At 42.4% G+C, this 24,173-nt stretch carries 17 protein-coding genes and 1 pseudogene; 6 read left to right on the forward strand and 12 right to left on the reverse strand.

Annotated features, from left to right (window positions below; all coding sequences use genetic code 11):
* Positions 1 to 28 precede the first annotated feature (28 nt).
* The 3 genes from DJ533_RS14400 to DJ533_RS14410 are packed head-to-tail and all read right to left on the reverse strand — an operon-like array spanning position 29 to position 2,015.
* The gene (locus tag DJ533_RS14400; RefSeq protein WP_065994721.1) at positions 29 to 367 is read right to left on the reverse strand and encodes an FKBP-type peptidyl-prolyl cis-trans isomerase; all 339 of its coding nucleotides are present in this window, start codon (positions 365 to 367) and stop codon (positions 29 to 31) included.
* A gap of 44 nt (positions 368 to 411) precedes the next feature.
* Positions 412 to 942, reverse strand: a complete 531-nt coding sequence (locus DJ533_RS14405; RefSeq protein WP_065994722.1) for a YaeQ family protein — start codon at positions 940 to 942, stop codon at positions 412 to 414.
* A gap of 59 nt (positions 943 to 1,001) precedes the next feature.
* Entirely contained in the window at positions 1,002 to 2,015 is a 1,014-nt protein-coding gene (locus tag DJ533_RS14410) for a CobW family GTP-binding protein (RefSeq protein WP_065994723.1), read from the reverse strand.
* Positions 2,016 to 2,557: 542 nt separating this feature from the next.
* Between DJ533_RS14410 and DJ533_RS14415 the strand changes: the two genes are divergently transcribed.
* On the forward strand, positions 2,558 to 2,791 hold the full coding sequence (locus DJ533_RS14415) for a hypothetical protein (RefSeq protein WP_065994724.1): 234 nt from the start codon (positions 2,558 to 2,560) through the stop codon (positions 2,789 to 2,791).
* Positions 2,792 to 3,146: 355 nt separating this feature from the next.
* Here DJ533_RS14415 and DJ533_RS14420 read toward each other — a convergent pair whose 3' ends face one another.
* The 5 genes from DJ533_RS14420 to DJ533_RS14440 all read right to left on the reverse strand — a co-directional run bounded on the left by DJ533_RS14420 (position 3,147) and on the right by DJ533_RS14440 (position 13,659).
* On the reverse strand, positions 3,147 to 3,755 hold the full coding sequence (locus DJ533_RS14420) for a glutathione S-transferase family protein (RefSeq protein ID WP_065994725.1): 609 nt from the start codon (positions 3,753 to 3,755) through the stop codon (positions 3,147 to 3,149).
* Between the two features lie 515 nt (positions 3,756 to 4,270).
* Entirely contained in the window at positions 4,271 to 4,993 is a 723-nt protein-coding gene (locus tag DJ533_RS14425; RefSeq protein WP_065994726.1) for a pirin family protein, read from the reverse strand.
* Between the two features lie 142 nt (positions 4,994 to 5,135).
* Entirely contained in the window at positions 5,136 to 6,731 is a 1,596-nt protein-coding gene (locus DJ533_RS14430) for a Na/Pi cotransporter family protein (protein ID WP_065994727.1), read from the reverse strand.
* A gap of 284 nt (positions 6,732 to 7,015) precedes the next feature.
* Positions 7,016 to 8,257: a putative solute-binding protein gene (locus DJ533_RS14435; protein WP_407647748.1), complete on the reverse strand. Its 1,242-nt coding sequence runs from the start codon at positions 8,255 to 8,257 to the stop codon at positions 7,016 to 7,018.
* A 314-nt stretch (positions 8,258 to 8,571) separates the two neighbouring features.
* A complete protein-coding gene (locus DJ533_RS14440; protein ID WP_065994729.1) occupies positions 8,572 to 13,659 on the reverse strand; it encodes a BapA/Bap/LapF family prefix-like domain-containing protein in 5,088 nt (1,695 codons plus the stop codon).
* A 153-nt stretch (positions 13,660 to 13,812) separates the two neighbouring features.
* On the opposite strand from DJ533_RS14440, the gene DJ533_RS14445 reads away from it, so the two are divergent.
* The 3 genes from DJ533_RS14445 (at position 13,813) to lon (ending at position 17,607) form a co-directional block, all read left to right on the forward strand.
* A complete protein-coding gene (locus DJ533_RS14445; RefSeq protein ID WP_065994730.1) occupies positions 13,813 to 14,232 on the forward strand; it encodes a hypothetical protein in 420 nt (139 codons plus the stop codon).
* A gap of 213 nt (positions 14,233 to 14,445) precedes the next feature.
* Entirely contained in the window at positions 14,446 to 15,057 is a 612-nt protein-coding gene (locus DJ533_RS14450; protein WP_065994731.1) for a 5-formyltetrahydrofolate cyclo-ligase, read from the forward strand.
* Positions 15,058 to 15,180: 123 nt separating this feature from the next.
* Positions 15,181 to 17,607: an endopeptidase La gene (lon, locus tag DJ533_RS14455; RefSeq protein ID WP_065994732.1), complete on the forward strand. Its 2,427-nt coding sequence runs from the start codon at positions 15,181 to 15,183 to the stop codon at positions 17,605 to 17,607.
* 534 nt (positions 17,608 to 18,141) lie between these two features.
* Here the strand turns inward: lon and DJ533_RS14460 are convergent.
* The gene (locus DJ533_RS14460; RefSeq protein ID WP_001988464.1) at positions 18,142 to 19,167 is read right to left on the reverse strand and encodes an IS30-like element ISAba125 family transposase; all 1,026 of its coding nucleotides are present in this window, start codon (positions 19,165 to 19,167) and stop codon (positions 18,142 to 18,144) included.
* A 292-nt stretch (positions 19,168 to 19,459) separates the two neighbouring features.
* Here DJ533_RS14460 and DJ533_RS14465 point away from each other — a divergent pair.
* Positions 19,460 to 19,705, forward strand: a pseudogene (locus DJ533_RS14465) (acyltransferase); the annotation flags it as partial.
* A 249-nt stretch (positions 19,706 to 19,954) separates the two neighbouring features.
* Here the strand turns inward: DJ533_RS14465 and DJ533_RS14475 are convergent.
* The 3 genes from DJ533_RS14475 to groES form a co-directional block, all read right to left on the reverse strand.
* Complete coding sequence (locus tag DJ533_RS14475) at positions 19,955 to 21,484, reverse strand: IS91 family transposase (RefSeq protein ID WP_015056392.1); 1,530 nt, start codon at positions 21,482 to 21,484, stop codon at positions 19,955 to 19,957.
* 188 nt (positions 21,485 to 21,672) lie between these two features.
* Positions 21,673 to 23,304: a chaperonin GroEL gene (gene groL, locus DJ533_RS14480; RefSeq protein WP_065995563.1), complete on the reverse strand. Its 1,632-nt coding sequence runs from the start codon at positions 23,302 to 23,304 to the stop codon at positions 21,673 to 21,675.
* Positions 23,305 to 23,359: 55 nt separating this feature from the next.
* On the reverse strand, positions 23,360 to 23,650 hold the full coding sequence (groES, locus tag DJ533_RS14485; protein ID WP_004201172.1) for a co-chaperone GroES: 291 nt from the start codon (positions 23,648 to 23,650) through the stop codon (positions 23,360 to 23,362).
* A 193-nt stretch (positions 23,651 to 23,843) separates the two neighbouring features.
* On the opposite strand from groES, the gene cutA reads away from it, so the two are divergent.
* The gene (gene cutA, locus DJ533_RS14490) at positions 23,844 to 24,173 is read left to right on the forward strand and encodes a divalent-cation tolerance protein CutA (RefSeq protein WP_004201171.1); all 330 of its coding nucleotides are present in this window, start codon (positions 23,844 to 23,846) and stop codon (positions 24,171 to 24,173) included.

Consider the following 24,173-nt stretch of genomic DNA (forward strand, 5'->3'; position numbering starts at 1 on the left):
TTTATCATATCAAAGTGTAATCACATGATTAGTCACGTGTTTTTACATCATACAATTCAATTTCAAAAATCAAATTAGAATTTGCAGGAATGATATTGCCCATTTTACGCTCACCATACGCCAAATGAGCAGGAACGATCAATTTACGTTTTCCACCCACTTTCATTCCCATAATCCCCTGATCCCAACCTTTGATCACACGCCCTGTACCGATCACCGTTTCAAAATAGTTACCACGATCAAGTGAAGAATCAAACTTGGTGCCATCTTCTAACCAACCTGTATAATGTGTGGTAATTAAAGCACCTTTCACGGCTTCTTTACCTCCACCCACCACTAAATCGATAATTTCTAACTCAGCTGTCATCACTTTGCTCCGTATTTAAATATTTTATTTAATCTTGATTGATTTTACTGTAACTGTGTCCACTCGATTACGGCTTGGGCTTGATCACCAATCAATGTCCATTCACCATCCATCACATTGAGCTGCAATTGCATCGTACGCTCACAAAGTTGTTGAATCGATTCAGTAGTCGCTTCAGACAATTGCCAAACTTGCACATTGGACAATGTTTTTAGCTTTGAACTGCGCTTATACCATTCTGCAACCGCAGAACCATAAGCGATCACTGCGACATTTTTACAACGTGCTGCTGCTTTTTTTACTTTATCTTCATCAGGCAGACCCACTTCGATCCATTGAACAAGTTGTCCTGTTAAATCTTTTTCCCACAATGCAGGCTCATCAGTTTCAAATAAATCTTTGGTAAATTCCAATTCTTCACTCGCAAAACGTGCAAACGCCAAAACACGCACCATCAAACGCTCAACCGTTTCGGAAGGATGTAACGCCATCGTGAGTTGATAATCACCATATTGATGTACATCCATATTGGCAATATTTAAATCCGCTTTATAAATCGTTGCTTTTAGCGCCATGAACAATCCAAAATTCAAGTTCTTCAATATGGCGCTAGTCTATAAGATTTCCCAGAGAATTACTGTGCTTTTTCTACTGAATCAATACGACAACTTAATAATGCAGCTTCAAAACTTTCCCAATCCCGCTCTTGCTGGGTAATCACTTCAACTCGATTATCAATATTTTCTATGCCTGATTTATAGTTAAGCTGCTCTGGATTAAAATTAAATGTCATCCAACCTTGATCAGTATTCAATATTGCTTTAATTCTTAACCAATCTTGTTGTTCACATAGCACATCTAAGAGATCATAAAAGTTAAATTGCCAACGTTTAGAAAATTTCCAACCCGCAACGGTATAACCATTTGAAAATTCAACATAATGGTAAGGCAATTGTTTAATTTCAGGTAAAAGCGCATTTTCCGAAAACTGCTTTTGTACCTGAATCAACGGCACAATTTTTCGTTGCATGCCTTGATGTGCAACATCCATTTGTTCAAGTTGAATATTGCCCTGTTCCGCCATTAACCAGTTTTGGATGTGAGTAAAATGTTCATCTTTTAAATCATTTAGCACTCGTTGATCCACTTCCGACATAGCTTGTGCATGTGAAACTACTACGATTTGTGCTGCTTTGAGTTGATCTTGATATAAGTCTTGTGAAATCCAAGCTTTATCATGCAAACGTGAGCCATCAATCACCGTCACCAAAGCCCGCATATCTACTTGAGATCGCCAATGTGGCTCAGTCAGTTGTTCTAACAACTGTGCAGGATGCCCCAAACCTGTCGACTCTATAAATAAGCGGTCTGGTTTTTGCTCTTGAATCAAACGAGATAATGCAATTTGCATGGGTAACTGACTTGCGCAACATAGACACCCTCCAAGCAACTCTTTAATTTCATAACCTTGATCACGAGGCAATAATTGCTGATCTATACCAATTTGCCCAAATTCATTCATCAAAATCGCCCATGTTTCATGTTCAGGTTTTTGTTTTAATAAATGTTGTAACAAGGTGGTTTTTCCAGCCCCTAAAAATCCAGAAATGATATGGGTTTTAACGGCTACACTGGCAATAATTTTCACAGGGCTACACTCAATCAAGAAAAATTTAGGGATTAAAGCCTAGTTTAGAATTAATTTTGCAGATAATCATATAAGCAAAGCACATAAAATCTTAAAACTTGACTAAGACATTATTTTTTATCATAAAAAACTATGAACCTAACATGTGTAAAAAAAATTAAGCAATTCATTTCTATCAGTTTTTTAAAAATAAATACATATAAAAAATTTAAAAACATTCTTAAATAAAAATTAAAAAATAGCATAGATTAATCATTTTATGTTGATAATAAGTAAATTTATAGATTAAATTTTAATCAATTTTTTATATTTTCACACATTTAAAGTAGAAAGAATGGAGGATTTTTCACAATAATCACACAAAAGTTGGATTTTTATATCTATTGCGTAACCCAAACTGTTTTCCTTTGTTCATAAGGTTGCCTATTTTTTTATCACCCCTTAGCATGGTTTTCGTTCCCAATGATTGTTGTCACCTACTCAACCAAATCGACAATGTAAAAATCTTGGGCGTTATTTTTAAACGAATAAGGATGCCGATCATGAATTTAGTTAAAACTCTTTTAGCGACTACTTTTGCTCTAACTGCTGCAACTGCTTCTTTTGCTGCAACTGCTGAAAAAGCGGCTGATGAAGCTGAAAAAGTAGTTGTTTCAACTCAAGAATCTGCAACAACTGAAGATGCTTCTGCTGCTGCTCAACCGTCTTCTGAACAACCTGCAACTGAAAGTGCTGCTGAAGGTTCAGCACCAGCTGCTCCACAAGCAAATCAATAAGATTTGATTATCTCTCAAGATAACAATTTAAGTTAAGTTTGGTTAACTTAGTAAAAAAGACCAGATCATGCTGCGATCTGGTCTTTTTTATTTCATTTAGTATCATGGATGTGTTGATCATTCGTCGGTGGGACCACACAGAACACAGTATATAAAACCAAATATTTCTTGCTTGATTGTGCAAGTCTAAAGTGATCAATAATGTTACTGGAAAAATAGAATATAAAAGCTGCAACCGACCAAAAACATTTGTCTGAAAGAACTAAAAAATTCCAACTCATTAAATTTAAGAATGCTTAAACTATTCAGGATTCTTTTATTCAAAATTGAATCAAAAAGTACAAATAAAATTTAGTTATACAGCTTGAAACCATTGTACATCTTTGACCGAATCACGCTGCTGAATTAGCTGAATAAATGGCTTAAATTCATCTAAATAGGGAATAATTTTAAAAGAAATCGCAAATACCAACCAATATGCTAAATATAAATCAGCAGCAGAAATTTTATCACCCAGTAAATACGGTTTCGCTTGACTCAAACCTTGTTTGATAAAATCATAAACTGCTTGCTCTGTTCCCATGCTTAAACTACGACGACGAGCTTCAATTTGCTCAGTTGAAACATTTAAACTTTTAATGTCCATCAACTCGGTGAGTGGACCATGACAAAAAAATAACCATTTTAAATATTCACCCCGCTTCGGATCATCTAAAGCAGGGGCAAAACCCCGATCAATATACTTATCTGCCAAATAAGCAAAAATAGCAGGTGTCTCAGAAATCACTGAATCATCATCTATTAAACATGGAACTTTCCCCATCGGGTTAATTTTCAGATATTCAGCTTCTTGCATGTACGCATAATCAATTTGTACCAACTCAACTTCAGGCTCAATTCCAAGTTCAATCAGTAAAGGTAAAATGGTATTGCCGCGAGATTGCACATTTGTATAGAGTTTCATTATTTTTTAATCCATTTCAGGTAAATATGATTTTTTTAATTTATTGAAATACAAACGACATAACTCGATTTAATATTCGACCAAGAAAAATTAGAGTTACATCCTTTGACGAATTTATCATTTCTTTTTATTTAATCCTATAGAAAAACGCTATTTTCTCATTCTCAAAAAGCCTTCATCTTTATACTGTAATGAATTGAGCATTGTTCAAGATTCAAACTAACCAAATATCATGAGCTTGCTTTAAGCTAAGCATTGATGTAAATCACTCTCTTTGAAAATCTATAATTCAAAGCATGAATAGAGATTAAAGCAGCCTATTCCAAAATTCCCTTTTTAAAACGACTGATGCATAACATCAACCTGTTATATGCGTTACTTTTGTAGCTTCAATTTTATCTCAAACTCCTCATTAGATTTTTAGATAATCTTTTTTATTGAAACACTTATATAAAAAAAGCATACTCAACAGATTAAGTATGCTTTTCTGCTTAAATCTTTCTCTTTACACAGCATTAAGGCATCGTTGGAATTTCTTCAGGACGCATATCAAAGACCAAAACCTCAGCATTTTGACCATAACGAAAGCTTAATTTTCCACCTTCACGGATTCGTGCAGCATCACCTGTAGCAAATACTTGTCCGTTGACTTCAATTTGCCCTTTCGCGACGTGTAAATAAACATAACGCCCTTCTGGGATTTGAAATTCGGCAGTTTCATCGCCATCAAATAGACCTGAGTAAATCTTAATGTCTTGTTTAATGGCTAATGCTTTTTCGCCACCTGTCGGTGAAATCATCAAATGCAATTTTCCACGTTTATCTTCGGGAGAAATATGCAGTTGCTGATAACTTTGTTCAGTGTTGGCTTGGTTCGGTACTACCCAGATCTGTAAAAAGTGAACATTTTCTTGTGCAGAATGATTATATTCACTGTGTGCCACACCACGCCCAGCACTCATCAACTGAATATCGCCCGGTACGATAACCGAACCTGTCCCCATCGAATCTTTATGTTCTAACGCACCCTCAAGCACATAGGAAATGATTTCCATATTTTGATGTGGATGTGTACCGAAGCCTTTTGATGGCGCAACAGTATCATCATTAATCACCAATAAGTCTGAAAATCCCACTTGTTTTGGATCCCAGTAATCGGCAAATGAAAAACTATGACGTGATTGTAACCAACCATGATGTGCTGCACCACGTTGATGAGATAAACGCATATCAAACATGATCTTTATCCTTATATAATTTTCTCTATGCGCTCATTTTATCGTAATGCTATAAGGTTTGATTTAGTAAAAACAGAAGGTTTCGTATCATTTTTAGAACGATAGTTCAGCTAAAAAGGAGTCTGCTTATGAAACATATCATTCATTTTTGCTCTTTTACTAAACTTTCATGTAATACATTTGCAAAACGATAGGTATGCGCAATCAATCGCTCAATCCAACGCTGCGCTGCTAATAGTTCTAAGCTCTTTGCTGCATTAAGTTGATTTAACAGGGTATATTCTAAAACCTGATTGCGTATTTCAGTACGATGTTTGCTCGCCCATTTTTTCAAGCTATTCAATTCAGTACGTAGTTTTTCGATTTGATTGGATTCCCTCAAATCTTCTATAGTCTTAATATAACTCTCTAAAATATGTGAATAATCCAAAGCCAATTGGAAAATCGCAGGATGCATTCTTAACAAAGCTACATTATCAATTTTTTCTAGATCACTACGTAACACCCTAACATAGACCATAACTCTTAAAATCGCTAAAAAATGCTGTTGTAGTTCTAGATTATGGGTGATTGTAATTTTTTCTAAATATGCCTCTAAATGTAAAATAATATCATCTAATCGTTTAAGTTTGGTTTTATCAGGCAATATACCATCTCGAAATACGCTGTGTAATTCCTTGAAAACTTCAAATAAAATATAGTCTTGTACAGTTTCTGCGGCTTGAATCGCCACAATAGGGAGTTGTAAGCTGGCTTCATCTAAACACCTTAAAATACTTGGTGAATGTTCTGGCAATAACCGAATAATTAAAGTTTCTAAAGGCTTCAACACAGGCATAAAAATACACGCAGCGACCACACTAAATGCAGTATGAAACAACGCCACCACCACCAACGCATCCCAACGACTCAACCAAGATGTATGCTGATATAGCCACAACAGTACTGGGGCTAAAAGTACAAATGCAACTATTGCAGCCACCAAATTGAAAATGACATTGACTGCAACGGTTCTTTTGGCATTGATAGATGCACCAATTGTAGAGAGTATCGTAATGCCCACTGCCCCGACATTTTGCCCAATCACTAGATATAACGCCTGAGACAGATCAATTGCACCACTCGCCAAAGCGGCTAAAGTTGCCGTGATTGAAGCACTAGATGACTGTAAAATCAAAGTCATCACAATACCAATAGCCACTAAAAATAGCTTTGCCCAAACACCATCGGCACTTAAAAATGAAAGATCAACACGATTTGAAAAACCTGCCATTGCCTCTTGTAAAATGGCAATACCAAAAAAAATCATGCCAAATCCTGCCAAAATCAACCCAAATAATTTCAGTCGATCTTTGGCAACCAAATGCAGCATCGCACCAAAACCTATAAATGGCAGCGCAAACATAGAAATAGAAAATTTTAACCCCAGAAATGCTACCAACCAACCTGTACTAGTTGTACCAATGTTTGCCCCAATCACTACGCCCATGGCTTGAGCAAAAGTCATCACGCCTGCATTCACAAACCCGACTGTCGCCACCGTAGTCGCTGTGGAAGAGTTGACCAAAATCGTCAAGCCAATTCCAGATAACAACGCTTTCACAGGGGTATTGGTAAACTGGGTAAATAAATGTTTGAGGGTTCCGCCTGCAATGTCTTTTAGACCATTGGTCATTAGCGTCATGCCCAATAAAAACAAGCCGACACCACCGCATAATTCTGCAAATACTTGAAGCACACGCCCCCTCAATCAAGTTTGATTAAATACAAGTCTGTTTCGACAAAAAAAATCGTCTTATTACATATTCAAATACTTATTTGTAGCATTAATATACTTAACTTTATACCCTGCGAGCATTAGCGAAATATATAAAATATTAAATAAAATCAGTTTTTTCTATTAACCATGCGAAATACTGTACTGCATAAAAATGGCATAATTTATCCAAAACTTATTTAAACTAAAAATGCTCTCTATTTCAGGGCATTTTAAAAAAATTCTATTAAATTCAGCTAATCAAATTATTCATCATTTAAAGCACATTCAAAGCTGCTTGGGTTTTGTGAACACCGTACTTTTTTCAAAATTCGCATCATGGCAGGATCATAATATCCATCTTTGGTCATTTGAATACGCGCTTCTCGCATAATTTTAATATAACCAGGTTTATCTGCTTCTCGCATTTCCATCCAATATTTTGCAGGAATTTCTTTTTCAAGTTTATCTACAAAATCAAAAGCAGGACTAAGCTGTTTAGAAATCATTTCACGGGCAATTGGTCCCATACCCGCAGGGAATTTATTACGGTGCATGATCAACGTACCTGTCACTTGAATCAGCGGAAATTTGATAATCCCACCCACAGTTTTACCTGTTTTGTCATTCATACCTTTATGCAATTCCAAAGGTTTAAATAACAAGGCAGGTCCAGCCATGATATCCACCTCTTTATTGTTAAACTTTCCACCAACGGTCAAGAGATCAACTGAAACTGGCTGGGCACCTACATTTTGCACTAATTTCTTTTGCGTTCCATCAAAGTTCATTACCGCAACTTTTTTACCAGCCGCTTTTGCCAAGGTATCAATACGACGGTCATTCACCATGATATATGCGGCACCTAATGGTACGATTCCGACCACCTCATAGTCTTTATTTACCATTTTGGCATCGTATTCGGGACGTGCTAATAACTGAATCACAGATGACAGTTGTTTATAACTTTGCACAGCCCCAATCGCATCAATACTGCCGACAAAAGAGTTAAATTGTCGGGCACGTAAATTACTGATCCCTGCACCATCACAGCGTTTACTGCGAAAGTCCTCAGTAAGCACACGTTCATCGGTATACACTTTTAAATTTAATTCAGTGGTGGCTTTTTTCTTTAATTTTGGATAATCAATATCAATCCGCATTTGCAATTTTGATGGGCGGGTAATTTTTAAATCTACCCCAAACTGTTTGGCGACTTGTGCAATACGGGGTAATTCACTGATATAACTGGTCGCTTGTTCAAAGGCTTCACCATTTGCACCATCGGGTGAATATACACATAACGTCACTTGCTTCGGAATTTGCGCCCATATTTTAGGGTCATCCATTAGTTTTTTAATTTTCTGTTGTGAATGTTGCGAAAGTGTTAAGTCTAATTTTGGTGTAGGGGCTGCATATACCGAAAATGGCAATAAAAAGCCGATTGCCAAGCACGTATTTTTACACCTCTGTAGATTAAAATTTGTCCATTTTAGAGGGTTTTGTATTTTCATTTTATGATCCATTTTTTGTCAATCTGCTTGTGAATATCATCATCTACCCACAAATCTTCCTTAATATTCATGACTAAGTTAAGAGATATATCAACAGATTCAATTGACTATAAATATCCAAGGTTTGTCAAAAAAGTAAACTTTTAAATTCTAGGTATCATATTTTATTATTTTATTATTTATCAAAATCTTAAGTTAAATAAAAATTTTACCATTTATCTGATTATTGTTCTTTTAAGGTTACGTGCAAATAAAAAAGTTCCCGAAGGAACTTTTTTATTTAGAAAAATAGTGCGTTGATTAAATCATTAGATGATGATTTGATTATTTTGCAATAATTCTTCAAGTGTAAGATCAGTTGTGGGATGATTTGCTAGCAACAATTCAGCACTTTGAAACTGTGCAGCTTTGTCATCATGGTCAATCGCAATCAGCGCTTGGTTATGTTCTGCATCATAGCTTACGGTTAAATACGCATTGGTATTTTCAAGACGTAAATGATCATCTAAAAGTTTTGATACATCAATTTGATCTGTGCTAGCAAAATCATTCACTGTTGTTAATGTATTTCCATCCAAATGATCATCGCTCAATACATTAAAGATCAGATCTGGATCTTGCTCAACTGCAGTATTCTCCGTGAACGCCATTGCTTTAAATGCTACGTTTGAAGGTGGATACAAGGTCATATCGAATACCAGTTCTGAACTTGCTGTTGAACCATTAGATTGCTCTGTTGCAACGGCCTCCACTTTCACTTTTAGAGCTAAAGAAGAATCTGTCACCACAAAATCTGCTGGAGCCACTGCAACCAAGCTTGCACCATCTAAAGCCCCCCCATTCACAAGAAAACTTAATTGACCATTTGCATCTGCTGTGCCAAGTAAAGTACGAGAACCATCTGATGCTAATGCATAAATCATCATACTTTCAATTAAACCTGAGAAATTCAAGGTTAAGCTTTCTGAACTATCTCTATCATTCAAACTTGTACTGAGTAATCCAAGTGAAATGTCCTGTCCAACTTCACCACTTAAGTTGAAATATGGTCGATGGAAACCATTTTCATCTTTATCCGTTACACTCCCTTGGATCAGATCAGACACTTTCCATTCCACAGATGGATTGGTTTGTTGATAGAAGTCATTCAAACCTGACAATGCGGTGTCTAAATCTGGGTAATAACTGATTGTGTCACCATGTGACTGATCAACCAATTGGAAATCATAGTTTCCGATCCCTGCTTGGTTATGCATATAGAAGTCAAAGGTATAGAAGCCTGACTCTGTTGCAGTAAAACTACGATCTACTGAAGTACTTAATCCCCCCCAACTCACAAAGACTGGATCTTCATTTCCAATAATGAGCATACCACTATCATCTGCTACACCTTTATAGTTATAGGTATGACCTTTCTCAAGATAGACATAACCTGTTATTGCAACACCTTTATAGGTTGCAACATCACCATTAGTCAAACTAGTTGTGCCACCACTCGTTGCTGGTTGATGTGTAGTATTACGATCACTGGTTAAATACTCAAATACTGTTTTTAAAGTATCTGCAGGCATACCATTACCCCCACCTTGTAACAAGTCGTAGGTTTTACCATCAATGGTCACCTTTTGCAGACCATTCCATGTTTTAATATTTAAATTAACAGCAGTTGGCGCCCAATCTAAAATATCAATAGATAAATTAGGCTTGTCTGCAACCGCATTAACGATCACATCCACTGAGCCCGTAGATGTATTCACACCATCATGTACTTCAAAATCAAGTGTTGTATACACGGAATCTGAACTTGTTGATGCCTCATTCAAGCTAGGTTTAAAGCTTAATTGACCTGCATCAATATCAGATTTAGTTAAATCCGCCAACATATTGATATCTGTCACAGCCTGACCATTTAGATACAAAGTACCATTGGTTGGCAATGTTGTGAATGAAACAGCTAACTTATTCAAATCCGTACTGTTATCCGTAATACCTAATTGCGCCCAAGTAATCACAACCGAAGTATCTTCCTCAGTTGTAATTAAAGTCTTTTCAATATCAGGTGGTGCATTATCAACATCTTCAGCATCTAAACCTTCTAAACCAAGGTTGCCCACTAAATCTTGATAACTGCCCTCAGGCACTGTCACAGTGATAATGTCATCAACAGGCATATCTATCATTGCATCAAAGTTTAATGCACTACTATCAGACATATTCCAATTTACAGTGATCACATTGCCTGAGGTGTCTTTCACAGTGACTTTCGACAAATCAATACTGTTTGGGTCAACATCACTATCATATTTCAGGGTAATTTTACCTGTTGCATCAATCTCTACAGTGACTTTTGGTGGTTCAATATCGACCATAACATCACGTAAAGCTTCATCTGATGTCACACCTGATTTATTCGAGGTCGCTTGTGCAGTAATATCAAAATCTTTCGCAACATCTGCTTTCGGTACATTCACAGACCAAGTCCCATCCGCATTCACCGTTACTTGTGAACCTGAATAAGTCTTGCCCGCAATTGTTACCGTCATGGTGACATCTGGGTTACTGACTTTACCTGTGATTGTGACTGTATTTTCTAAATCAGAATATTCAGCTTCATTGATGACATCATCACCAGAAACTAGATCAATCGAAACAAATGGTAAGCTGATAATATCTTCTATAGGTTTTTCATCTTGATTGAGTGTTGTTGCTTGAATTTTATCTTGCTTGCCTTCAACAATCGCTGTTGTTAGTTCCCAATAACCATTTTCATCAGAACGGATACCTGTAATTTCATCGCCATTTGGCAAAATCACAGTAACCTCTTGATTTGCCCCAGTCATCCCCGTAATCAGCTTATCATTTGAACCTGCAATCTGCGTGACACTGGTAATTTTGATGGTAATGTCACGGTCTGCTCCAGCAGCGCCTGCATTATTGGTTAAATCGGTATAACTTTGATCTTTAACCATCACCTCAACTGTGTTGCCTTTTTCAGTATTTTGAAGTTGAGCCGTCCAAGTACCATCAGCATTTTTCACCAATGTATCTGGTTTTAACATTCCACCTGTAACCACAATATCAGATGCATCAAAACCTTGAATTGGTTCATTAAATATAAAGGTCACTGAAGTTCTATCTTCACTAATTTCAACAGTAACTTTTGGTGGTAAGGTATCCACAGGTGCGGTCTTATCACCACCTGTTCCTGGATTACCCACTTCATCCGTATATGTAGGATTACTCTCTTCATCTGTTGGTGGAACTTCAACAGTGATGTCTGTGTCAACATTTGGTGGCACTTTACCTGTCCAGGTTAAGCCATCTTCATCAGGAGTGAATTCGACCTCAATTGGATTACCTTCTTTATCAGTAACTTTAAAATCATCTGGCGTGATGCTTTCTGGATCAACATCAGGATCAAACGTTACGGTAATTTTGCCATCAGGTGTAATGTCAATATTCACACCTGGCGGCACTGTATCCACGGTCCCCGTACCTTTACCTGGTTCACCAACATTTCCAGATTCATCCTTATAAGTTGGAGGAATCTCAACATTTACCTCGCCTTCAACATTTTCTGGAACTTTACCGGTCCAGGTCAATCCATCTGCACTTGGGGTCAAGGTGATTTCGATCGGATTGCCGTCTTTGTCCGTGATCACGATGTCTTTTGGATCAATCGTGGTTGGATCTACATCTGGATCAAAGCTAACCGTGATGTCTCCTTCTGGTGTGATCTCTACTTTAACGGTTGGTGGCAGCATGTTGACCTGGTTCTCACCTGTGCTCGGTTGACCTGGGTTACCCGACGTATCTTCATAACTGCCTGCTGGCACAGTCACGGTGACTTTGCCTTCAACGTCTTCTGGAACTTTACCGGTCCAGGTTAAGCCATCTTCACTTGGTGTTAATGTAATCTCAATCGGATTGCCGTCTTTGTCGGTGATCACGATGTCTTTTGGATCAATCGTGGTTGGATCTACATCTGGGTCAAATGTAACCGTGATTTCACCTTCAGGCGTGATCTCTACTTTAACGGTTGGTGGCAGCATGTTGACATGGTTCTCACCTGTGCTCGGTTGACCTGGGTTACCCGACGTATCTTCATAACTGCCTGCTGGCACAGTCACGGTGACTTTGCCTTCGGTCTCTTCAGGGACTTTGCCGGTCCAGGTCAAGCCATCTTCACTTGGTGTTAATGTAATCTCAATCGAATTGCCATCTTTGTCGGTGATTTTGAAATCGTTTGGGGTGATGGTGCTTGGGTCTACATCTGGATCAAAGGTGACGCTGATGTCACCTTCTGGTGTGATATCTATCTTAACTTTTGGAAAAGTTATATCGATCGTCCCTTGATCTGTTGCTGTTGTGCTATTACCAATTGAATCCGTCACTTTGCCCGTAACAGTAAATTCACCTTCAGGCAAAGCATCTGGTACATCTACAGTATAAGTACCATCATCTTTGACTTCAGTAGTTACTGTTTGCGTATTACCATTTTTATCAGTAATTGTAAGTTCAATTTTACTTCCTGCAGGTACATCAGTCTTACCCGTAATTGTTGGTGTTGCATCATTACTTTTCTCAGGAACTTCAACTGTTAAGGTTGGTAGAGTAGTTTTAATCACCGCACTATCTTCTGGAGAAGATTCTGATTCACCTTCTTGATTAGTGATCGTTGCAGTTACTTTAAGCTCATTGCCTTCCGTAGGACGATCAACCTTGATTGTCACTTTACCAGAATTTAAATCTTCCCTTACTAGGACATGTGTATATTTTTTACCAGATTGATCCGTTACAGTAATTGTGTCGCCAGCTTTTGCACCTATTGGAATTGAAACAATCACACCAACTTGGTCTTTATTCCCAATTTCAATATTAGACAAGAAGCCATCATTATTTTGATCATCTAAAATTTCGACTTTAGGTGCCTTTAATACAAATGTTGGCTCATTTTTTGGTTCTGAATCGCTTTTATCATCATCAGTCGCTGCGATGATTCCTCCCGTAACAAGTCCACCTACAACCCAAGGTAATGGACCGACACCACCAGTACTGGTACCCGTAATAATTGGAAGAAGCTCTTCAAGGCCAGTTATCTCTTTAAAGCTGGCTACACCATCTTGCCAAAAGAGCTGCTCAAAAGCACAAACAGTACCATCAAATACGAGATCAGATGTTGCACCATCAGCAGCTTTCACAAAATAATTTTCAATTGTGATGGTTTCACCATTTTTTAATCTTATTATGAGGTGATTACCATCTTGAATAATCTCTAAAATCTCTTCTTTTTTTATATTAGGTTGAATAATCATCACTTTATTTAATTTTATTATATTTGAACTGATATTAACTTTCTCAAGAGATGATTTATCTATTAACGTGATTTTTTGCATTTTAAATGCCCAATTATTAGTAACAATTGGTAAGATATATTATCAGAGCGATATTTTTTGTACAATGAACAACACATACCAACACGCTTAATAGTTTACCAAATAGTAAAATATTATGTGTCGATATTTAAATTTTTCTAACAGGACATCATTATGCTAAAGAATGCCACTATTTCCATTGCAATAATTGCCTCTTTATCTGCTTGCACTCAATTAAAAACTGTAACCGCCAAAAACCAACCAAAAAATTTATTATTTATAAACAATGAATTAAATACAAAACCCGTTAATGTTCAACGTGATGATAAGCTTTGCGATGAAGAAAAAGACAGCAATAAAGACTGTCCTATTAAATTTTACATTGATGATTTCAAAGCCGGTGACTTCTATATAAATAATGCAACTACTTATTATTTAAAACCAAATGAATATGTACTATCTGTTAAAAATTGCAAAGAAGAATGTAAAACATATCACACAAAACTCATTATTAATGAGCAATTTCAAGGTGTAAATATTGTATTATCTTTAGATAATGAGAACCGTCCTTTTATTATCAATAAAAAATCATAATTTATAATAGACCCAGTTTATTTAAAAATTGGGTCTATTAAAAAAATAATTATTTTTTATAATTAGTTATTCTTAATAATATACATTAAAATAGAGTAAGTACTTTAAAAAATTTAATTTAACGCATTTATTCAACTTATATATTTTATTCTTTATATGGGCAGTTTATATTTGCTATGATTTAGTGATGTAATTAACATTTATTAAAGTATTATGTCTAAGCAAACCTTACAACTTCGTAAAAACTTAAAAGCTCAGCGACGACAACTATCAAAATTTCAACAACGGCATAGTGAACAATCTGCCTTTAATCAACTCAGAAAGAGCCCACAATTCAGGACGGCAAAAAAAATTGGTATTTATTTGGATGGTTTTGGTGAGCTGCGAACCCGTAAAATAATTGAATATTGTTTTCAACAGCATAAACATATTTATCTGCCGATCATCTGCAATATGAATAAAATATTAGTCTGGGTAAAAATTTCAAAATATCAATATCGTAATAAACGCTTTGTCCTGCACACACTTGGTATGCTTGAGCCTATGCGCAATCGAGGGCTGCATGTTTCACATTTAGATGTTCTTTTAATGCCTTTATTAGCATGTGATCCCGTGGGTACACGGATGGGCATGGGCGGTGGTTTTTATGATCGTACTTTGGCTTCTGCGCCTTATAAACCCTACCGTTTAGGACTTGCGCATGATTTTCAGTTTTTAAATACCAATTTACATCGCAATCCTTGGGATCAAGCCTTACATGCGCTAATTACCCCTACAAAATATAAGTGTTTTAAGCGTCAACTCAGCCAATCGTATATTTTATGATGTATTATTTATCAGATACTTGACAAATTTTATGCAAATTATTTTGTGAAGCCCTTGTAATTTTAGAAATACCCATCACTATAAAAAACATGGCAACACCGTTGTCACTCATTAGGAGTGCCCATGTCTGAGATTATTATGAATCAAGAAAACTTAGAGCCACAGGTTCCAAGTGTATTACCGCTTTTAGCGTTACGTGATGTCGTGGTTTATCCACACATGCAAATTGCGCTATTTGTAGGTCGTGAAAAATCGATCAATGCAGTTGATGTGGCTCGTAACAGTGACAATTTAGTATTTGTAGTTGCGCAAAAAGATTCGCTTACAGAAGAAATTGATCACGACAACTTATATCAATATGGTACTGTCGCTAAGATTGTACAAGTTGTGAATCATGAAAATGATGAAAACTGTATAAAAGTATTAATTGAAGGTTTACATCGTTCAAAACTGGTTAAAATCATTGAAAATGATGAATATTTATCAGCTGAACATGCATTAAGCCCAATGACTGTATCGATCGATGAAGATACACAAAAAACACGTGTCGAAGAATTACGTGCCTTATTTGCTCAATATGCAGAAGCAAAATTACGCAATGCACGTGAGTTAATTGCAGCAGCAAATAAAATTGATGATTTACTGCAATTGTTGTTCTTTGTTGCAACTCGTGTGCCTTTGAATATTGACGTAAAACAAAAATTCCTCGAACACGATGAATTTGAAGCACATTTACAAGAGCTAATGACTTATTTGCTGCAACAATCTGAAGAACAGCAGATTGAGCAAACTTTGCATGATTCTGTAAAACGTCAAATGGAAAAGAATCAACGTGAATACTTCCTGAATGAAAAGATGAAAGTAATTCAACGTGAACTTTCCGACATGAATGGCGGTGCAGAAGATGACGTTGCAGAAATTGAAAAACGTTTAGCAGAAGCTGATTTACCTGAACACGTGCGTAAAAAAGCGGATGCTGAATTCCGTAAACTAAAATCAATGCAACCAGCATCAAGTGAAGCGGCTGTGGTGCGCAACTATTTAGAGGTGATCTTAGATACACCTTGGAATAAAGCCAGCAAAGTCAGCATTAACTTGAACAAAGCGCAAGAAATTTTAGATGCAGACCATTATGGTTTGGATGAAGTTAAAGAGCGCATTGTTGAATACTTAGCTGTTCAATCTCGCGTGAAAAAACTCAAAGGCCCGATTCTTTGTTTGGTTGGTCCTCCTGGTGTCGGTAAAACTTCACTCGGTGAATCGATTGCCAAAGCAACAGGTCGTGAGTTCGTGCGTATGGCACTTGGTGGTGTACGTGATGAAGCGGAGATTCGTGGTCACCGTCGTACCTATATTGGTGCGATGCCAGGTAAAATCGTGCAGTCTTTGACAAAAGTTGGTGTCAAGAACCCATTGTTCTTGCTCGATGAAATTGACAAAATGGCACAGGACTATCGTGGCGATCCAGCTTCTGCGTTACTTGAAGTATTAGACCCATCACAAAATGGGAAGTTTAACGACCATTATTTAGATCTTGATCTTGATCTTTCCGAAGTAATGTTTATCTGTACAGCAAACAGTATGAACATTCCTGAAGCTTTGCTTGACCGTATGGAAGTGATTCGTCTTCCTGGTTATACCGAAGAAGAAAAAGTCAACATCGCAGACCGTTACCTTGTTCCGAAAGCAATCAAGAACAATGGCTTACGTGCTAAAGAATTGACTGTTCATGAAGAAGCGATTCGTGACATTGTCCGTCGTTATACACGTGAAGCAGGTGTACGTAGTTTAGAACGTGAAATTTCTAAAATTGCACGTAAAGTGGTGAAAGAGTCAGTCAGTAAGAAAGCTAAAAACTTGCAAATTGATGTCACGGCTGAGAACTTACCTGATTATTTAGGAGTACATAAGTTCGACTACGGTATGGCTGAAGAAGAAGCGCAAGTGGGTCGTGTTAACGGTCTAGCTTGGACTTCTGTGGGTGGTGAATTACTCACGATTGAAGTTGCTGCTGTAAAAGGTAAAGGTAAATTTATCACTACTGGCTCACTCGGTGATGTGATGAAAGAGTCGATTACTGCAGCAATGACCGTTGTGCGTACACGTGCAGATGAACTCGGTATTGAGTCATCTCGTTTTGAAGAAACCGATGTACACGTGCATTTACCTGAAGGTGCAACACCAAAAGATGGACCTTCTGCTGGTTTAGCACTCACGACTGCACTTGTGTCTGCATTTACAGGTATTGCGATTCGCCCTGATATTGCCATGACTGGTGAAACCAGTTTAGGTGGTCGTGCAATGCGCATTGGTGGCTTAAAAGAGAAACTTTTAGCAGCACATCGTGGTGGCGTGAAACTGGTGTTCATCCCACAAGAAAACGTACGTGACTTAGCTGAAATTCCTCAAAATGTAAAAGAAGGTTTAGAAATTAAAGCTGTGAAATCAATTGACGATATTTTACCTCTCGCTTTAGTTGAACAACCTAAACCGCTAGTTAAAGCACCTATTGTAAAACCAGTAGATGAAGGCAAAGCTGCCCGTCATTAAATAAAAACCCTTGATTTACAAGTAAAAAAAGCGCCTTAGGGCGCTTTTTTTTATTACTATATCATAAGCTTAAAATATTAGTTAAAAAACAAACAAAGTATTTCCTAATCGTGCTATATTTTTAATGAGATTCATTTGAATGAACACTTGAAATAATATCACTTAACCTCATTAATTAAGTATAGATACGATCAGAGATCGTTTCGTTAACATCAATCTGTATCTCCAGATGGATTGGTGTTAGAACGCAGTCCTAGCTCCTTTAGGACTGCGCTTTTTTATACAATTAAAAAAATTGACCATATACCCAATGGCTCTCGCTATTGTTTTTTAATATAGGCTACAATTATTTAAGCTAATTTATCAACATTTTTATGACGTCTAAAAGCTGTTGGGTAAATAATCTGTGCGATATAATTGCTTAATTTTTAGGATCAGCCTGTGGTTCAATTAAAATTACAATATGAGTTGCATGACTCTAAGAATGTCAAGATTAAAAGCAAATAGCTGAGTTTTACAGATATCGGGGCGAATTCAAACATGAGGTGCGACAGTTTCAAAAGCCATATGATAATCAACAAGCTGAGCAAATTTCTCTAATGGTGTAAGCCAATCTAACGCCTTTCTAGGACGAGTATTCAGTGACATGGCAACTTGATTTAAATAATGCTGATCTGCCTGATTTAAATCAATCCCTTTAGGTAAATATTGCCTAATTAAACCATTCATATTTTCGCATGTGCCTTTTTGCCAGGGTGAATGTGGGTCACAGAAATATACATCTATGCCTAAATCTTCTTCGAGTATTTTATGTTCTGACATCTCACGTCCACGGTCATAGGTCAACGTTTTACGCAGTTCTGCAGGTAAATATTTCAGAGCTTCAGTTAAAGCCTTGCGCACTGATTCTGCCTTTGCATCAGGTAATGTTGCCAAGATACAGAGCCGTGTATTTCGTTCAATAAGTGTTGCTATCGAACTTTTATTGTCTTTACCTTTAATTAAATCAGCTTCCCAATGACCCGGTATTTTTCTTTCTTGAACTTCGGCTGGGCGCTCATGAATAGTTTTAATATCCTGTAATATAGAATCTTTTTTAGGTTCACCGTTAGCTTTTCGCTTTTTATTTTCATGACGTAGACAGGATAATAAGTCTTTTTTCAACTCACCCTTGGGTAATGCTCGTATCGTTGAATAAATCGTTGTATGGCTTACATTCATTGTTTGATCCAAATCAGGAAATGTCTTTAAACGCTTTGCTATTTGCTGAGGAGACCATAAACAACGGATCGCTTCAACAATAAATTTCCAGAGGATTGAATCGATTTTGAGTTTTCTGTGACCACGTCTACGTCTAGCAAAAGTGTTATCAGAAGCATATTGAGCTTGATAAACGTCATTGATGCTATTTCTTTTAAGCTCACGATAGATCGTACTAGGATGTCTTTTAATGAGTTCAGCAAATTTTCTGGCTGAAAAGCCTTCTTTTCTTGACTCAAGCATTAATGCAGTACGATCTTCAAAGTTAAGATGATGGTATGACAATTTTATATACTCCATAAACCCTTTAAATTAATTAGGTGGTTTATGTCGCACTTCAAGTTTTACTCTGCCCTCCATTGTTTTCAATTTATCGGATTTCTAAAAACATGAGATATATGTTTCAATAAAAGTTTTTAAGAACTTTATACACCAAATACCAATGCTTCACTTATGATAAAGTGGATTAAAATTGCAGAAAATGGGTAAATCCATAAAAAATGTCAACATCTTCAAATATACAATTGTATTTCAATTTCCGTTGTTTATAGTTGGAACATTTTTTTAAATCTCTACACTCAAGGTTAGATTTATGTCTACTGCTCATAAAAAAGCATCCTTATTGCAAAAAGTCAGTAAAGGACTCACAGTTGGTTCAGTCATTACAGGAAGCACGTTTTTACATGGTCCCCCTGTTTTGGCACTCGGTTTTACCAAGCTGTTTAAAAAATCAAAAAAAGTAGACGAAACCAATATTCAATTGGCCAATAGCTGGATTGGTGTAAACAACCACCTGATTGAAAAGGTGCTGCCAAACCTAAAGTGGGATATGGGTATAGGAAGTTCAACCGCCCTTTTTGGCGAGTCTGGCGGGTAGGAAGCGGCCGCGCAAGCGCCGCTTTGGGCACAGATCGGGCACAGATCGGGGGTTCATGCGTGGGTTTTCGACATCGCGGGGCCACGCAGCGGCTCAGTGCGTAGCCATTTCTCACCGAATCCCGGCACAGGGCCGAGCGCAGCCCTGCGGGGTCGTGGCCGCATCGGATCGGACTCTGGCTTGGCTGCCGGCTGTGTGGCCGGCGCCTCATCACGCGGCGGGCGGCGGGGCGCGCGCTGCGGGCCGGTAGTGCGCTTGCTCCAGCGCGCCGTGTTTCTCGAAGTGGGCGAGGATGGCGCGAATGGCCTTGGGGTCTTCGATGCTGGCGACGATCCGCACCGCGCCGCCGCAGTGGGCGCAGGTGGTGATGTCGATGGAAAAGACCCGCTTGAGCCGTTGCGCCCAGCTCATCGCACGGCGCTTCTGCTCGGGGCTGCGCGGCTCGTCGTGGGCGCTGACGTCCACTGGCGCCGCATCGCCCGCAGGCCGCCTGCCGCGCCCCGAGGGCGTCAGCTGCGCGCGCAGGTTTGCATTCGGGGCGAATACGCCGTGGAAGCGGGTGAGATGCGCGCGTGGCGGCGGGACCAGTGCCGCCAGCTTGGCGATGAAGTCCACCGCATCCCATTCGACATGCGTGGTGCCATTGCGCCACGGCGTCTTGAGCTGGTAACGCACCCTGCCCTGTGGCGAGATCGATAGCCGCTGCTCGCTGATCGCCGGGCGCGTGATGTAGCGGCACAGCTTTTCGAGCTTGTGGCTTTCGTGTGCTTCCGCGGCCACGCCGGCATGCAGCGAGAAGCCGCCGACCTTGCCGGCGTCGCCCTCCAGCGGACCGGCGTCGCCAGGCAGCGTTTGCAGCGTGACGACCTTGCGGCCAGCGTCGCGACCGGTGGCGATGCGGTAGGTCATCGAACTCATCCGCAGCCCATCCATGCCGTCGTCGCTACCCGCGCTGTCGGACAGGAACACGGATTCGTCTTCGCCTTCGAGCCAGCCGCGGCGCGACAGGTGCCGGCACACGCGATGCGCGATGGTGTTGGCCAGTTCCGTCAGTTGCGCCGATGTGGGCGCACGGGTGCGGTGCAGGCGCGGCTTGCGCTGCGGACGCTCGGTGGTGTCCTCGTACACGCCGTCGAGCCACAGCATGTGGAAGTGGATGTTGAGATTCAGCGCGCTGCCGAAGCGCTGGATCAGGGTCACCACGCCGCATTGCGCCGTATCCCGCGGCACGCCGGCCTGATCGGCAAGCCAACCGGCGATCACACGATGCACGATGCCCAGCACCGGGCCGATCGCCTCAGGCTTGCTGGCGAACAGGAAGCGCAACGGGTACGGGAAACTCAGCACCCATTGCCGCACCGGCCGCGGGCCGAACACCTCGTCCACCAGATGCCGCGCCGACTCGGCCATGCGCCGTGCGCCGCAGCTCGGGCACAGCCCGCGCTTCTTGCAGGAATACGCCACCAGCCTCTCGGCACGACAGTGCTCGCAGACCACGCGCAGGAAGCCGTGCTCGAGCACGCCGCAGCGCAGGTAGGTCTCGAACTCCTCGCGCACATACTCGGGCAGCGGGCGGTCTTCGGCCTCAAGACGCGCGATGAAGTCCGGGTAGTGCGCCTGCACTAGCGCGTACAGCAGCGTGCGCTCGGGCAGGTGGCGCGCGTAACGCGCAGCGGCGTGGGCGGCCGGCAGTGGCGCGCACACCTCGGCCTGCCGCCGGGGTGCGGTCAGGCGCGGCACGCAGCGCTCCGTTGCAGGGACGGCTGCTCAGGGTTGCGCCCGCGAGCACGCGTTCATATCGGCGTTTTCTGATCTTCGCGTCAGACATTGCCGCGGGGCGGGTAGGAAGTCTCCCGCCTCGGACGCCAGAACGCACAAAGCCCGGCACGAGGCCGGGCTTTGTGGTCTTGCTTGATGGATCGCGGGGCTTAGAAATCCATGCCGCCCATGCCGCCGCCGGCCGGCATCGCCGGCTCGTCCTTCTTCGGGGCCTCGGCCACCATCGCTTCGGTGGTGATCATCAGGCCCGCGATCGACGCGGCGTTCTGCAGCGCGGTGCGGGTGACCTTGGTCGGGTCCAGGATGCCGAACTCGATCATGTCGCCGAACTCGCCGTTGGCGGCGTTGTAGCCGAACGCACCCGAACCTTCGACCACGCGGTTGAGGATGACCGACGGCTCATCGCCGGCATTGGTCACGATCTCGCGCAGCGGGGCTTCCATCGCGCGCAGGGCGATCTGGATGCCGTGGTTCTGGTCTTCGTTCACGCCCTTGATGCCGGCGATCGCCGCCTTGGCACGGATCAGGGCGACGCCGCCGCCCGGGACGATGCCTTCCTCGACGGCCGCACGGGTCGCGTGCAGGGCGTCTTCGACGCGCGCCTTCTTTTCCTTCATCTCGACTTCGGTGGCGGCACCGACCTTGATCACCGCAACGCCGCCGGCCAGCTTGGCCACGCGCTCCTGCAGCTTCTCGCGGTCGTAGTCGGAGGAGGTCTCCTCGATCTGCGCCTTGATCTGCTTGATGCGCGCCTCGATGCCCGCGCCTTCGCCGGCGCCATCGATGATGGTGGTGTTTTCCTTCGACACCTGGATCTTCTTGGCGCGGCCGAGGTCCTTGATGGTGGCCTTCTCCAGCGACAGGCCGACTTCCTCGGAAATCACCACGCCGCCGGTCAGGATCGCCATGTCTTCCAGCATCGCCTTGCGACGGTCGCCGAAGCCCGGGGCCTTCACCGCGCAGACCTTGACGATGCCGCGGATGGTGTTGACCACCAGGGTCGCCAGCGCTTCGCCTTCGACTTCCTCCGCCACGATCAGCAGCGGCTTGCCGGCCTTGGCCACGCCCTCGAGGACGGGCAGCAGGTCGCGCACGTTGGAGATCTTCTTGTCGTACAGCAGGATGAAGGGATCATCCAGGTCGGCCGACATCGACTGCTGGTTGTTGACGAAGTACGGGCTCAGGTAGCCGCGGTCGAACTGCATGCCCTCGACCACGTCGAGTTCGTTGTCCAGGCCGCTGCCTTCCTCGACCGTGATCACGCCTTCCTTGCCGACCTTGTCCATCGCCTGCGCGATCAGGTCGCCGATGTTGGCATCCGAGTTCGCGGAGATCGCGCCGACCTGGGCGATTTCCTTGCTGGTCGACGACGGCTTGGACAGCGACTTCAGTTCGCCGACCGCGGCCTTCACCGCCTGGTCGATGCCGCGCTTCAGGTCCATCGGGTTCATGCCGGCGGCGACCGCCTTCATGCCCTCGCGGATGAACGCCTGCGCCAGCACGGTGGCGGTGGTGGTGCCGTCGCCGGCGTTGTCGGAGGTCTTGGAAGCGACTTCCTTCACCATCTGCGCGCCCATGTTCTCGAACGCGTCAGCCAGTTCGATTTCCTTGGCGACGGAGACGCCGTCCTTGGTGATGGTCGGCGCGCCGTAGCTCTTCTGCAGCACGACGTTGCGGCCCTTCGGGCCGAGGGTCGCCTTCACGGCGTTGGCGAGCACGTTGACGCCGCGCACCATCTTGGAGCGCGCGTCTTCGCCGAAACGAATGTCCTTGGCAGCCATTGCGAATTACCTCGAAAAATTATTCGGATGAGAAATGTGTGGGAGCGACGCGCGATCAGCCGAGGATCGCGAACAGGTCGTCTTCCTTCACCACCAGCAGCTCGACGCCGTCCAGCTTCACTTCGGTGCCGCTGTACTTGCCGAACAGCACCTTGTCGCCGACCTTGACCTGCGGCGCGCGGACCTGGCCGTTGTCCAGCACCTTGCCGGTGCCGACGGCGACGACTTCGCCCTTGATCGGCTTCTCGGTGGCCGAATCCGGGATCACGATCCCGCCGGCGGACAGCTTCTCTTCTTCCATGCGCTTGATGACCACGCGGTCGTGCAGCGGCTTGATATTGGACATGGCAACCTCGGTAAATGGTTGATTGACGTGGAAAAACCCGGCGATTTTAGCAGTCGCGCGAAGCGAGTGCCAAACCGCGGACAACAGAACCGGGCGAACCCGGCATGCCACCGAGATGGGGCGGGCCCGCCGACTTTCAAGGGCCGCACGCGGATGTCCGCCAGGCCCGCCGGATCGGGGCAGCCGCTACCCTATGCCGGTGAGCGCCCTGATCTGCTTCTGCACCTGTCCCGACGCCGACAGCGCCGAGCGCATCGCCACCGCGCTGGTGGCCGAGCGCCTGGCCGCCTGCGTCAACCTCCTGCCCGGCCTGCGTTCGGTCTATCGCTGGCAACGCAAGGTCGAGGCCGCGGCCGAGGTCCTGCTGCTGGTCAAGACCAGTGCCGAGGCCTACCCCGCCCTGCAGGAACGCCTGCGCCAACTGCATCCCTACGAACTCCCGGAGCTGCTCGCGGTCGAAGCCGCGTCCGGCCTGCCCGAATACCTGCAATGGCTGGCCGCCGAGAGCCGACCGGTAAACTGA

The organism is Acinetobacter defluvii (assembly GCF_001704615.3).
GTDB classification, from domain to species: domain Bacteria; phylum Pseudomonadota; class Gammaproteobacteria; order Pseudomonadales; family Moraxellaceae; genus Acinetobacter; species Acinetobacter defluvii.

Excerpts from the sequence above, each read along its gene's own strand:
- DJ533_RS14400 (WP_065994721.1), bottom strand. The coding sequence starts at position 367 with ATGACAGCTGAGTTAGAAATTATCGATTTAGTGGTGGGTGGAGGTAAA.
- DJ533_RS14405 (WP_065994722.1), bottom strand. The coding sequence starts at position 942 with ATGGCGCTAAAAGCAACGATTTATAAAGCGGATTTAAATATTGCCAAT.
- DJ533_RS14415 (WP_065994724.1), top strand. The coding sequence starts at position 2,558 with ATGAATTTAGTTAAAACTCTTTTAGCGACTACTTTTGCTCTAACTGCT.
- DJ533_RS14420 (WP_065994725.1), bottom strand. The coding sequence starts at position 3,755 with ATGAAACTCTATACAAATGTGCAATCTCGCGGCAATACCATTTTACCT.
- DJ533_RS14425 (WP_065994726.1), bottom strand. The coding sequence starts at position 4,993 with ATGTTTGATATGCGTTTATCTCATCAACGTGGTGCAGCACATCATGGT.
- DJ533_RS14440 (WP_065994729.1), bottom strand. The coding sequence starts at position 13,659 with ATGCAAAAAATCACGTTAATAGATAAATCATCTCTTGAGAAAGTTAAT.
- DJ533_RS14445 (WP_065994730.1), top strand. The coding sequence starts at position 13,813 with ATGCTAAAGAATGCCACTATTTCCATTGCAATAATTGCCTCTTTATCT.
- DJ533_RS14450 (WP_065994731.1), top strand. The coding sequence starts at position 14,446 with ATGTCTAAGCAAACCTTACAACTTCGTAAAAACTTAAAAGCTCAGCGA.
- lon (WP_065994732.1), top strand. The coding sequence starts at position 15,181 with ATGTCTGAGATTATTATGAATCAAGAAAACTTAGAGCCACAGGTTCCA.
- DJ533_RS14460 (WP_001988464.1), bottom strand. The coding sequence starts at position 19,167 with ATGGAGTATATAAAATTGTCATACCATCATCTTAACTTTGAAGATCGT.
- groL (WP_065995563.1), bottom strand. The coding sequence starts at position 23,304 with ATGGCTGCCAAGGACATTCGTTTCGGCGAAGACGCGCGCTCCAAGATG.
- groES (WP_004201172.1), bottom strand. The coding sequence starts at position 23,650 with ATGTCCAATATCAAGCCGCTGCACGACCGCGTGGTCATCAAGCGCATG.
- cutA (WP_004201171.1), top strand. The coding sequence starts at position 23,844 with ATGCCGGTGAGCGCCCTGATCTGCTTCTGCACCTGTCCCGACGCCGAC.